The 12,486-nt window shown below is 69.7% G+C and carries 12 protein-coding genes; 1 reads left to right on the plus strand and 11 read right to left on the minus strand.

From position 1 onward, the window contains the following. From OHA10_RS40350 to OHA10_RS40385, 8 genes are all read right to left on the minus strand, one after another. Complete coding sequence (locus OHA10_RS40350; RefSeq protein WP_371404057.1) at positions 1–948, minus strand: copper transporter; 948 nt, start codon at positions 946–948, stop codon at positions 1–3. Then, entirely contained in the window at positions 945–2,126 is a 1,182-nt protein-coding gene (steA, locus tag OHA10_RS40355) for a putative cytokinetic ring protein SteA (RefSeq protein ID WP_371404058.1), read from the minus strand. The genes OHA10_RS40350 and steA overlap by 4 nt, the downstream gene beginning before the upstream one ends. A gap of 97 nt (positions 2,127–2,223) precedes the next feature. Then, entirely contained in the window at positions 2,224–3,954 is a 1,731-nt protein-coding gene (recN, locus tag OHA10_RS40360; RefSeq protein ID WP_371404059.1) for a DNA repair protein RecN, read from the minus strand. Between the two features lie 4 nt (positions 3,955–3,958). Next, positions 3,959–4,885: an NAD kinase gene (locus tag OHA10_RS40365; RefSeq protein WP_371404060.1), complete on the minus strand. Its 927-nt coding sequence runs from the start codon at positions 4,883–4,885 to the stop codon at positions 3,959–3,961. Positions 4,886–4,927: 42 nt separating this feature from the next. Further along, positions 4,928–5,743 (minus strand): TlyA family RNA methyltransferase, encoded by an 816-nt coding sequence (locus OHA10_RS40370; protein ID WP_371404061.1) that lies wholly within the window; start codon positions 5,741–5,743, stop codon positions 4,928–4,930. Next, positions 5,744–6,169 (minus strand): hypothetical protein, encoded by a 426-nt coding sequence (locus OHA10_RS40375; protein WP_371404062.1) that lies wholly within the window; start codon positions 6,167–6,169, stop codon positions 5,744–5,746. It lies immediately after the preceding gene. A gap of 1 nt (position 6,170) precedes the next feature. After that, positions 6,171–6,644, minus strand: coding sequence for a phasin family protein (locus OHA10_RS40380; protein WP_371404063.1), 474 nt, complete (start codon positions 6,642–6,644; stop codon positions 6,171–6,173). 66 nt (positions 6,645–6,710) lie between these two features. Further along, positions 6,711–7,808, minus strand: a complete 1,098-nt coding sequence (locus OHA10_RS40385; RefSeq protein ID WP_371404064.1) for an HAD-IIA family hydrolase — start codon at positions 7,806–7,808, stop codon at positions 6,711–6,713. A gap of 24 nt (positions 7,809–7,832) precedes the next feature. Here OHA10_RS40385 and OHA10_RS40390 point away from each other — a divergent pair, with 24 nt between their 5' ends. Beyond that, positions 7,833–8,984 carry a DUF1015 family protein gene (locus OHA10_RS40390; RefSeq protein ID WP_371404065.1) on the plus strand — a complete coding sequence of 384 codons (1,152 nt, stop codon included), beginning with the start codon at positions 7,833–7,835 and terminating at the stop codon, positions 8,982–8,984. 2 nt (positions 8,985–8,986) lie between these two features. Here the strand turns inward: OHA10_RS40390 and OHA10_RS40395 are convergent, their stop codons facing one another. The 3 genes from OHA10_RS40395 to OHA10_RS40405 are packed head-to-tail and all read right to left on the minus strand — an operon-like array spanning position 8,987 to position 11,878. Beyond that, the gene (locus OHA10_RS40395) at positions 8,987–9,850 is read right to left on the minus strand and encodes a CHAD domain-containing protein (RefSeq protein ID WP_371404066.1); all 864 of its coding nucleotides are present in this window, start codon (positions 9,848–9,850) and stop codon (positions 8,987–8,989) included. A gap of 4 nt (positions 9,851–9,854) precedes the next feature. Then, positions 9,855–10,808, minus strand: coding sequence for a hypothetical protein (locus tag OHA10_RS40400; protein ID WP_371404067.1), 954 nt, complete (start codon positions 10,806–10,808; stop codon positions 9,855–9,857). Further along, positions 10,805–11,878, minus strand: a complete 1,074-nt coding sequence (locus OHA10_RS40405; RefSeq protein WP_371404068.1) for a hypothetical protein — start codon at positions 11,876–11,878, stop codon at positions 10,805–10,807. The genes OHA10_RS40400 and OHA10_RS40405 overlap by 4 nt, the downstream gene beginning before the upstream one ends. Between the last annotated feature and the right edge of the window lie 608 nt (positions 11,879–12,486).

Below are 12,486 nucleotides of genomic sequence, written 5' to 3' on the forward strand. Positions count from 1 at the left end.
TCAGTTGTCCTTCGTCTGTACGGCCGACGGCGCGACGCCGTTCTTCGCGTTGATCGCGCCGTACTGCCCCGCCTTGCCGCCGGCCTGCTCGACCAGTGCGAAGACGATCGTCATCTGGCCGGCGGGGAGATCGGCCACGTCCACCGAGGAAACGATCTTGGTGGCCTCGGAGTCACTCCGCAAGGCCTTGAGCAGTCCGCCGTCGCCCGCCGTGGCCGGCGTACCCCCGACCACGACCCCGCCGCTGCCGATGTCCAGGCCCTTGATGAAGTCGACCGCGTCGTTGTACGTCGAGTTGTCCGGCGTCGGTGTCGGCGGCTCGGCGGCGATCACCACGATCAGGCTGGCCCGGTCCTTGATCTGCGAAGGCTTCAGCGACAGCAGCTTCGCGCCGGTCAGCCCGCTGATCACCTTGGTCGAGTCGGCGTCGGCGGTCTTGCCCTCTTCCTTCGCCGCGACCCCGCGCGCCAGCAGCAGGCCGGCCCGCTGGTACGTCGTGCTGTCCTTCGGGAAGTCCATGTCCGCGGTGACGAGCTGGTTGACCAGGGACTCGACCAGCTGGCGCTGACCGGGGTCGAACATCTTCGCGTCCAGCGCGACCTTCGTGTTCACCACGCCGCCGGCCTTCTCCAGCTCGGCCTGGACGCCGTCGCTCAGGTCGCTGTCGGCGTTCGGCATCGTGACGATCGCGATCTTCTTGTTCGCCAGCTTCCCGTGGGTCAGCCCGGCGGTGACCTTGGCGACGTAGTCGTCGCGGAACTTGTCCAGTGCCTTCAGCTGGGTCAGCTCGTCCCGCGCGTCGGCGAGTTGCTGCCGGTCCTTGTCGGCCTGCGCCGCGACGACCTCGCTGGCAGTGCCCTTCAGCGGGCCGGCGCCGAGCACCACACCGGCGCCCAGGGCGAAGAAGATCGCCACGATCGAGACGATGTGGTAGCGAAAGTCGATCACGTGAACAGCTCCCGGATCCAGTAGACGAAGTCGCTCCAGCGCGCCCGCAGGATCGACCAGAGCACGTCGTCGGCGCCGATCGCGACCAGCGCCATGCCGAGTGCGAACAGGCCGGCCGCGGCGAGCGCGACGACCTGAAGAGTAGAGACCCGGCTGCGGTACAGCCGGCCGACGCCCTTGGCGTCCACCAGCTTGGCACCGACCCGTAACCGGGTGATGAAGGTGCTCGCCATCCCGGAGCGGCCCTTGTCCAGGAACTCCACCAGCGAGTTGTGGGTACCGACCGCGACGATCAGCGAGGCGCCCTTGGAGTCGGCCAGCAGCATCGCGACGTCCTCGCTGGTGCCGGTGGCCGGGAACTCGATCGAATCGACGCCGAGGCGCTCCAGCCGTTCGGAGCCCGGCGCGCGCCCGTCGCGGTACGCGTGCACGACCACCTCGGCGCCGCTCTTCAGCGTCTCGTCCTTGACCGAGTCCATGTCGCCGACGATCAGGTCCGGGACGTAGCCGTTCTCGACCAGGGCGTCCGCGCCGCCGTCGACGCCGATCAGCACCGGCCGGTACTCACGGATGTAGGACTTCAGCGCGACCAGGTCCTCGCGGTAGTCGTACCCGCGGACCACGATCAGGACGTGCTTGCCCTCCATCGCGGTGTGGATATGCGGTACGCCGACGCCGTCGAGCAGCAGGTCCTTCTCGCGCCGCAGGTACTCCAGCGTGTTCGCGGTGAACGCCTCGAGCTGGGTCGACAACCCGGCGCGGGCGTCGTCCATCAGCTCCGCGACCGACTTGCTGTCCTGGGACATGCCCTTCGCGACCGCCTCGGTACCTCGGTACAGCGTGCCGTCGTCGAGGCGGACGTGCTCGCCCTCGTGCAGGATCGAGAACACCTCACGGCCGACGCCGTCGACCAGCGGGATGCCGGCCTCGACCAGGATCTCCGGGCCGAGGTTCGGGTACCGGCCGCTGATCGAATCGGCCACGTTCACCACCGCGGCGACCTTGCAGTCGACCAGCGCCTCGGCGCTCACCCGGTCCAGATCGACGTGGTCGATGACCGCGATCTCGCCCGGCTTGAGACGTTTGGTGAGATTCTTGGTACGTCGATCCAGCCGGACCACTCCGGTGACGCCGGGCAGTTCAGTGGGTCGTGCTCTCCGCAGGCTGGGCAGTTTCATCGCCCTCTCATCCTGCCATGTCAAGAGCCCCCTTCCGGTTCATTTACCCGGGCAGGCCCTTGTTAACGCACTGAAATAACAGTCACTGTGCGTCAAATCATCCTTTGGAACGACTTTTCTTGCGGGGCTTGTGGCGTTCCGCGGCCAGCGCGAGCAGTTCCTCGGCGTGTGCCTGTGCGGCATCGGAATTCTCCAGACCGGCCATCATCCGGGACAGTTCCTTCAACCGGGCGTCGTCGTCGAGAGCCACCAGACCGCTGGTCGTGACCGAGCCGTCGTCGCTCTTCAGCACCACGGCGTGACGGTCCGCGAACGCGGCGACCTGCGGCAGATGGGTGACCACGATCACCTGCGTCCGCTCCGCCAGCCTGGCCAGCCGCTTGCCGACCTCGACCGCGGCCCGGCCGCCGATGCCGGCGTCGATCTCGTCGAACACCAACGTGGGCACGGGATGCGTGTCGGACAGGATCACCTCGAGCGCGAGCATGACCCGCGACAACTCTCCACCGGACGCGGCCTTCTGCAGCGGACGCGCCGGGCTGCCCGGGTTCGCCGCGAAGCAGAACTCGACCTCGTCGATGCCGAACGGACCGGCCGCGGTCTCGTGCACCTCGACCGACAGCTTCGCGTGCGGCATCGCCAATCCGGTCAGCTCTTCGGACACCGCGACGCCGAGTCGTTGCGACGCTTCGATCCGGGCCTCGCGCATCTGCTGACCGAGATCGGCGAGCTTCGCGTCCAGCTCGGCCAGCTCCGCGGTCAGTTGCTCGACCCGCTCGTCGCTGCCGTCGAGATCGGCGAGTCTGGCCGCGGACCGCTTCGTCCACTCCAGTACTTCGTCCACGGTGCCTTGCTCGGCGCCGTACTTGCGCACCAGCCCATGCAGCAACGAACGTCGCTCGCTGACCACGGCCAGCCTCGCCGGGTCGGTGTCGACATCGGCGGCGTACGACGAAAGCTCGCCGGCCAGGTCTGCCGCGAGATATCCGAGCTCGCCGGCCCGGTCCGCCAGCTCGGCCAGCTTGGCGTCGTGCTCGCGCTCGGCGTCCAGCACCTGCTTCGCCAACGAGAGCAGGCCGAGGATGTCGTTCGGCCGAGTGGAGTCAAGGTCTTCGGAGGCCAGCGCATCAGCGGCGGTCGTGGCCGCAGTACGCAGACCGTCGGCGTACGCCAGGCGCTCCTCCTCCGCGGCGAGCTCGAGGTCCTCGCCGGGCAGCGGCTCGGCCTTGGCGATCTCGTCCAGACCGAAGCGCAGCAGATCCGCCTCGGCCAGGCGATCGCGCTCACGCGTGGTCAGCTCGGTCAGCTCGGCCTCGACCTCGCGGTGCCGCTTGTAGGCCGCGGAGTACTCCTGCAATGGGACGAGAACCGCCTTACCTGCAAAGGTATCCAGCGTTTCGCGTTGCCGCGCGGGCTGCAGCAAGCGCCACTGGTCGGCCTGCCCGTGGATCGCGACCAGGTCGCCGGACACCTCGCCCAGCACGGACACCGGCACCGACGCACCGCCGAGGAACGCCCGCGAGCGCCCCTCGGACGACAGCTCCCGGGCGATCAGCAACTCGTCGTCGTCCAGCTCGCCGCCGCGATCCTCGGCCTGCTGAACGATCGACTTCGGTACGGCGCTCGCGCGGCCCTCGACCCGGGCCCGGCGGGTCCCGTGCCGCACCAGACCGCTGTCGGCGCGGCCGCCGAGCAGCATGTTCACGCCGGTCACGACCATCGTCTTACCTGCACCGGTCTCACCCGTGACAGCGGTGAATCCGGGGTCGAGGTCCAGCGTCGCGTCCTCGATCACGCCCAGCCCGGTGATGCGGATCTCTGACAGCATGGCTCTAGTTTCCGTTTCCGTTGCGTTTGCGCTCGGCGGCGCCACGCCAGCCGAGCACCGGGAGGTCGAACTTCGCCACCAGTCGGTCGGTGAAGGACGCCTCGTGCGCCCGTGCCAGCCGGACCGGCGTCGTGCCCCGCCGGACCGTGATCTCGGCGCCGGGCGGCACCTCGACCATCCGGCGGCCGTCGCACCACAGCACGCCGCGCCCGTGCCACGACGGGACCAGCTCGATCGACAGCTGCGACGTCGGCGCCACCACGATCGGCCGGGAGAACAACGCGTGCGCGCTCAGCGGCACCATCAGGATCGCCTCGACCTCCGGCCAGACGATCGGGCCGCCGGCGGAGAACGCGTACGCCGTACTGCCGGTCGGGGTCGCGACGACGACACCGTCGCAGCCCCAGCGGGACAGCGGGCGATCGTCGACCTCGACCAGGACCTCGAGCATCTTCTCGCGGGCGGCCTTCTCGACACTCGCCTCGTTCAGCGCCCAGGTCTCGAAGATCAGGTCGTCGTCGAGCCGGACGTCGACGGCCAGCGTCATCCGCTCCTCGACCGTGTAGCTGCGGTCGACGACAACCTGGACGATCCGCTCGAGGTCGTCGACCTCGGCCTCGGCCAGGAACCCGACATGGCCCAGGTTCACCCCGAGCACCGGCGTACCGTGCGGGCGGGCCAGCTCGGCGCCGCGCAAGATCGAGCCGTCGCCGCCGAGCACCATGATCAGCTCGACGTCGTTCGCCGCCTTCTCCGGGTCGTCGACGATCTCGACCGGATCCAGCTTGAGCGCCTCGGCCTCACCGCCAAGCAGCCGGACCTGCATCCCGGCATCGGTCAGCAGCCGATGCGCCTCGCGGGCGACCTCGACCGCCTGCTCCCGGCCGGTGTGCGTCACCAGCAGCACGCGCCGCGGCTCGTGCTCAGCCACCCTGCCTCCACTCCTTCGGCTTTCCCCGCCCCACCGCCTCGGTCACTGAGGACCGTTCTCGATCGCACTCTGCAGCATCGTCTCATCGAGAACCGGCGCTTCCCGGCGTATCCACAGGAAGTATTCGACATTTCCTGACGGACCAGGCAGTGGGCTGGCCGCCACCCCTTCGATTCCCCACCCCAGGTCGTGAGCCTTCGCTGCCACCGAGCGTACGGCGTCCGCCCGCAACTCCGGGTCACGGACCACCCCGCCCTTGCCCAGCCGCTCCTTGCCGACCTCGAACTGCGGCTTCACCATCAGCACCAGATCGCCGTCCGGCTTCACCACGCCGATCAGCGCCGGCAGGACCAGCGTGAGGCTGATGAAGCTGAGATCGCTGACGACGAGATCAACCGGTTCACCACCGATGTCTTCCAGCGTCAGCGTCCGGACATTGGTCCGGTCCATCACCGTGACCCGGTCGTCGGTCTGCAACGCCCACACCAACTGGCCGTACCCGACGTCGACCGCGATGACGTGCGCCGCTTCATTTCGCAGGAGTACGTCGGTGAACCCGCCGGTCGACGCACCGGCATCGAGAGTGCGGCGGCCTTTGACCTGGACCGCCGGAAACGCCTCCAGCGCCCCGATCAGCTTGTGCGCGCCGCGGCTCGCGTAGCCGGGGTCCTCGTGTTCGGACGTGTCGACGACGATCGGTGCGTCCGAGCCGACCCCGGTCGCGGGCTTGCCGGCCACGGTGCCCGACACCTTCACCTTGCCGGCCGCGATCAGCTCGCTCGCATGCTCACGTGACCGCGCCAGGCCACGTCGTACCAGCTCGGCGTCGAGCCGCGAACGCTTGGCTGCCTTGGCCACTCAGCTCCGGTCGCCCTGCTCGGCGTCCGCCTCCACCAAGGCACTCTGCAGTCGCTCGTGCAGGTCGGCGTACACCTCGCCGTGGTCGCTCACCGGCCGGTCCCGCAGCTCGTCGAGCCGCGCCATGGTCTCCTCGACCAGCGGGTGACCACCTTCACCTGTGTCGTCACCTGTGACGTCACCTGGGTCTTCGCTCGGGTCCTCGGCGGACTCGGCCTCGAAGGCGTGCTCGTACTCCTCGCCCGGCGGCCGCGCGAACTCCGGCCCGAACTCGACCGCGGCCGGATCAACGTGCTCGGCGGCGTCCTGCGCACCGGGCTCGGTGTCGTAATCAGGGGTCGCGGTCGTCTCTTCCGACGGGTCGAAGTCGGGCTCGACGTCCGGGTCGACGTCCGGCGGGAACTGCTCGCCAGGATGCTCGGTCACGTCAGGCCTTCTTCGCCGTCTTCTTGGCGGCCTTCTTCGCCGCGGCCTTCTTCGCGAGCGGCACGGCCTTCTTGGCCGGAACCTTCTTCGCGGCCTTCTTGGCTGCCGCCTTCTTGGTCAGCACCGGCGCCTCCCCGACCAGCGGGTCGGGAACCGGCCCGGCGGCGTGCGCCTCGGCCAGCTCGGTCTCCAGCGCCTTCACCCGGCGGGTCAGCGCGGCAACTTCCTCGGAACGAACGAACCCGAGCCGCGCGACCGCGCCCTCGACCTCGTTCGCCACGATCGCCTGCAGCAACTGACGATTGCTCTTGCTGGTGGCAACGATCTCGTCGGCCAGGTCGCTCACCCTGGTGGTCAGCGCGTCCGCCCCGGTCTGCTGCAGCAACGCTTTCGCAGCCGCCTGGGCCTTCTGCTTGGTGACCTCGGTCAACCCGTTCGCCAGCTGTACGTAGCCGCGCACTGCGTCCATCACCATGACTGCCTCCTCGCATCGTTCCCAGCAACGGTATCGCCTCGGCCGTGGGATACCAGCCAGCAGCACCTACTTGTCGAGGCCCACCCGGTGCAGGGCGGCGTCGATGGCAATGGAATCGGGCGTGGGAGCAGGCTTCGGGCGGGGCCGCCGGGTGCGGCCTGCGGTCTTCGCGGGTTTGGCCTGCTCGGCGGGCGCGTCGACAGCCGTCCAGACCGCGGACAGGATCGCGCGCAGTCCGTCGTACGGCTTGCCCTCGCCCTTGACCGCGACCACGTTGTTCACGATCTCGGCGGTCCAGCCCGCACAGGAGTGCTTCCCGCCGTCGACGGTCACACCCGGCTGCTTCTCGGCCAGCGCGCCGAGCCCGGCAGCGACGTACGTCGGGCGCTGGTTCTTGGGCGCTCGCGCCAGGTCGTACGGATCGTGGACGCCGGTCGCGACCCACAGGCTCGCGATCCCGACCGCGTTCGCGCCCTGGATGTCGGAGTCCAGCCGGTCCCCGATCATCAACGGGTGCTTGGCTTTCAGCCGTTCGATGCTCGTCTCCAGCAGCGGCGGCTCGGGCTTGCCGGCCACGACCGGATCCACGTCGACCGCGGCCCGGACGGCCTGCACGAGCGTGCCGTTCCCCGGCGCCTTGCCGGCCGCGGTAGGGATGGTCAGATCCAGGTTGGTCGCGAACCACTTCGCGCCCTCGTTGATCGCGTGCGCGCCGTCCGCGAGCATCACCCAGTTCACGTCCGGGTGGAAGCCCTGTACGACGGCCACCGGGTTCGCGTCGCTGCTGCGGACCGGGGTCAGTCCGTACTCCTCGAGCGCGACGTACAGCCCTTCGCCGCCGATCACGAGGACCGGCGAGCCCTTCGGGTACTCGCTCGCGATCAGCTTCGCGGCCGCCTGCGCGGACGTCACCACGTCGTCGGCGATCACGTCCAGCCCGAACGATGCGAGGTGCTCGGCAACGACCCGGGCCGGGCGGCTCGCGTTGTTGGTGATGTACCCGATCCGCATGCCTTCCTTGGCAGCTTTCCGCAGGTTCTCCGGGGCGTCCGGGACCGGGTCGGGGCCGACGTACACGACGCCGTCGAGGTCGAGCAGCGCCACGTCGTACCGGCTCGCGAGCGGTTCGTCACACGCCGACAGCGGTTCGGGCGGCGTACTCATGCTTCACCCCGTACGATTCCGCGCATGCCGGATGCTAGGGGGGTGTTGAGACTCGACCCACTGCGCGCCTGGCGGTTCGTGGCGGGCAAGGTGAGCGCGCTCGGCGCGGTCACGTCACCGCCGTACGACGTGCTGGAACCCGCCATCGTCCGGCGGCTGACTGACTCTGATCTGCACAACATGGTGAGGCTCATCCTTCCACGCGATCCGGACCTCGGCCCGGGGCGGTACGACGAACCCGCGCAGCGGCTCGCCCGCTGGCAACGGGACGGCGTGGTCATCCAGGACGAACGCCCCGCGTTGTACGTCTACGAGCAGCGGCTGGGGGACGCCCTGCTGTGCGGACTGGTCGGTTCGTTGCGGCTGGATCCGGGACGCACCGTGGTGCTGCCGCACGAGGAAGTGATGCCGCACTGGGTCGACGACCGGCTGCGGTTGATGGAGGCGACGGACGCCGACCTGGAGCCGATCCTGCTCGCGTACGCCGGTGGCAGTGTGGCCAGCGATGCTGTGGACGCGGCGCGGGCCGGGGAGCCGTGGGTGGAGGCCGAGACGTACAACGGTGCGGAGCATCGCATCTGGCGGATCGACGACCCGCAGGTGCTCGAGGCAATCGCCGCCGAGTTGGCGAAGCATGAGGCTGTTATCGCGGACGGGCACCACCGGTATGCGGCATACCTGGAGAGGCAGCTGCGGGAGCCGTACCGGCCGGGCGCAGAGGCCGGTCTGGCGATGCTGGTCGACTACATCCGCCATCCGCTGACGCTGGACCCGATCCACCGCGTCGTACCGGGTCTGGATCTGGAGACCGTACGGACGCATACGCCGACCGGCTGGCAGATGCAGCCTGGTCGGGTGGAAGGCGATCCGGACCGCATCTCGATCACGGACGGCACCAGCTGGCTGACGCTCCACTCCGACGTGGACACGCCTACGGTCGCGCTGCTGCACGAGGTACTGCTGCCGGCCTGGGGCGTCGTGGAGGAGGACATCAGCTTCCACCACACGCTCGCGGACGCACTGGCGTTGGCAGGGCCGCAGCATGCGGCTGTAGAGCTCGCAGCGCCCCTGATGGACCAGGTACTGCGTTCCGCGGCTCAGGGCGTCGTACTGCCACAGAAGGCCACGTCGTTCGGGCCGAAGCCGCGAGTGGGGTTGCTGTTCCGGATGCTGTGAGGTCAGGGCCGGTGGTACAGGCTCAGGAACTGCTCGCGGAGGGGCCTGCGGGCCGCGCGGTGGCGTTCTGTGAGCCGTCCGAGGGTGAAGGAGAGCTCCGGGTCGTCCTGAGCGGCCGCCTCGGCCGCCATACCGGTCAGGGCGTCTGCTGCGGCGCAGTGGTCCTGGTGCTGGCCCAGGAGCTCCTGGTACGTGGCTGCTTGGGTTGCGGTGGCTTTTGCTTCCTCACCGAGTACGGCGGCACTGGTGTCGGCGGCGTACCGGACTCGCTTCGCCAGCAGACGGACCTCGTGCCAGTCGTCGTCGGCGCTCCAGGGCTTGAGCTTGCCGGCTTCCTGGGTGAACTTCGCGGTCGCCGACTGGAGGAGCTCGGGTAGGACCTCGCCACAGGGTCTGTCCGCCTTGGGCGTCAGGTCCGGGCCTGCCGCGATCGACTCGATCTTGGTGAGCAGGTCCTTCGTGGTCTCGCCGAGCACTACCTCGGCGGAGCGCGCCGCGGCGCGGTCGAGTCCGAGGGTGAGCGTGGTGAGGATCGTGTCGACGTGTTCCTCGTTGTCCTCGCTGGTGGTGTTCTCGCGGACGAGGGCGGCGATCACTTCCAGATCGCGCGCCTCGCCGCAGGCCTGGGCGAGCGCGGCCAGGTCGGCCCGGAGCCCGGGCGCCCAGTCGCCGGCCAGGAGTCTGCGGAACAGCTTGAGGTCACTGCGTAATCGCCGACAGGAGACCCGCACCTGGTGGATGGCGTCGTCTTCTCCCGCCGACACCATCCCGACCGACTTCGCGAGCCGGCCGGCACCCCTCGCGAGCGCCACGCCGACAAGCACGCCGACCGGGCTCTCCGCCACCACCAGATCCCGGTCAGCCACAGCCCTACTCCTCGGTGTCCTCAGGCTTGCCGCGCTCGTCGCCGGTCGAGTCCTTCACGTCCTCGAACTCGTCGACTCCGTCCTCATCCAGATCGTCACCGGCTTCATCCTCAGCCGCATCCTCAGCCTCGTCAGCCTCATCCTCAGCCTCATCGGCCTCGTCAGCAGCCTCGTCGGCCTCATCTACGGACTCGTCGGCTTCGTCCGCGGTCTCGTCATCCGCGTCGGCTTCGGCGTCGTCGAGGTCGGCTTCGTCCGTCAGGTCGTCGTCCTCCTCGACCTCGTCCTCCTCTTCGAAGTACTCGTCGTCGAGGACGGTGTCGTCTTCGTCGAGGTCGGTGAACTCGAGCCCCTCCAGCTCCGCAGCACGCTCCGCTGCGCCGGTGAGACCGTCACCGTCGACACCAGCCGCACGGTGGAACCAGACCAGCGCCTCGTCCGTACGACCGGCCTCGGCCAGGGCATCGGCGTAGGCGTACCGCAGCCGCGGCAGCCACTCGGCGCGCGTCCGCTTGGTCAGCTCCGGCACCTCGAGCGTCTGAATCGCCGCCGCGGTCTGTCCCATGTCACGCCGCGCCCCGGCCGCCACGATCAGCAGCTCGATCTGCGTCGGCTCGGACAGCTCGTTGACGTGCTTGTCCTTGGTCAGCGCGAGCGCCTTGTCCGGGCGCCCGAGCGCACGCTCGCAGTCGGCCATCATCGCGATGACCTCGTGGTTACCCGTCATCCGCCGTACGGCGCGGAACTCGGTCAGCGCCTCGTCGTAGTGCTCAGCCAGGTACGCCGTGATCGCCACGGCCTCACGTACTCCGCCGAGCCGCGACGCCAGCCGCCGCGCGACCCGCGCGTGCTGGTACGCGAGCTCCGGGTCGTCGTCGAGGACCCGCCCCGACGCCACCAGGTGCTGCGCCACCAGATCCGCCAAGGTCCGCGGCAACGAGCGCAGCTCAGCCTTCACACCACGATCGAGCTCGGCCCCCGTGATCCCTTCCGGAATCTTCGGGTCGTCCCGCCGAGGTCCAGCCTTCTCTTCCCGGTCCTCCCGCCGAGGCCCGCCACGCCGCTCATCACGACCCGCCGCGCCTCGCCGATCATCCCGACCACGCCCCCGCGAGTCCCCCACAGGCCCGCGCCCACGAGAGTCCCCGCCACGCTCATCACGCCGGAACCCACCCCGCGAATCACCGCCGCGGTCATCCCGGCTGTACCCGGCCCGCGAGTCCCCAGCCCGCTCATCCCGCCGAGGCCCGCTCGACCGACCATCACGGCTGTATCCACCACGGTCGCCACCGGACCGGTCATCGCGGCTGTATCCACCACGCGCGTCACCCGACCGGTCATCACGCCGGTAGCCACCACGCGAATCACCACCGCGGTCGTCGCGGCTGTATCCACCACGCGAGTCACCAGCCCGGTCATCGCGGCTGTACCCACCACGGGAGCCACCGGTCCGGTCGTCACGGTTGTATCCGCTGCGGTTGTCGCCGGAGCGCTCGTCCCGCCGCGCACCGCCCGGACGCTCATCCCGCCGGAAGGCCCCACGCTCTCCACGCGCCGGCCCGCCACCACGTGCCGCACCCGGCCCACGCCCACGCGAGTCCCCGCCACGCGAGTCGCCCGACCGGTCGTCCCGGCTGTATCCACCACGCTGCTCACCCGACCGCGCGTCACCGCGATACCCACCGCGATCGCCACCGGTCCGCTCATCCCGCCGATAGCCACCACGCGAGTCGCCGGCCCGGTCATCGCGGCTGTACCCACCGCGGTCGCCGCCGGCCCGATCGTCGCGGTTGTATCCGCCGCGGTTGGCCCCGCCATCCCGCGAACCACCACGGCTGCCGCCGCGGTCATCCCGCGAGTACGAACCACGCGCATCGCCAGCGCGATCATCCCGCCGCGGTCCACCGCGATCGTCGCGCGAGTACCCACCGCGGCCACCGGACCGGTCATCACGCCGATCGTCGCCACGGTCATCGCGCCGGTATCCACCGGACCGATCCCCACGCCCAGCCCCGCGACCACCGTCATCGCTCAACTGACCACGGAACGGATCCCGCTGACCCTTGTCGTCACCACGGGACCCGGCGTACCCACGCCTCTTCTCCGCAGAACCCTCATCCCGGTACGACGAACCGCCGCCCGAACTCGGCCCACCGGACCGTCCGCCCGAACCACCCGAACGCCCGCCGGCGAACCCACCCGGACGACTCGGCGCACCACCGGAACGACCACCAGCACCGCCGCGACCAGCTCCAGATCCCGAACGGCCACCGCCCGAGCTCGAGCGACCCGCTCCAGAGCCCGTGCCTCCACCGCTGTAGCCGGAACGCCCGGCACCAGAGCCAGAACGCCCGCCGCCGGAACCGGATCGACCGGCCCCGGAGCCTGCGCGACCGCCGGACTCGGGACGTCCACCTCCGCTGCGGCCGGAACGGCCGGCGCCTCCGGAGGAACCGCGGCGGTCCCCTGAGCCGGAGCGAGGATTGCGAGGTGGCGTAGCCACGGTGACTCCTAACGAAGCTGAAGAGCAGTAATCGGACAAACGTTACCGCGTCCGCAGCGGGGGTGAGGCCCCGGCCGCCAGTCAGACAGCCGACCGCGGCACAGGACAGGACAACAGCCAGAAAAACCGGCCA

The organism is Kribbella sp. NBC_00662 (assembly GCF_041430295.1).
In the GTDB taxonomy this organism is placed as follows: Bacteria; Actinomycetota; Actinomycetes; order Propionibacteriales; family Kribbellaceae; genus Kribbella.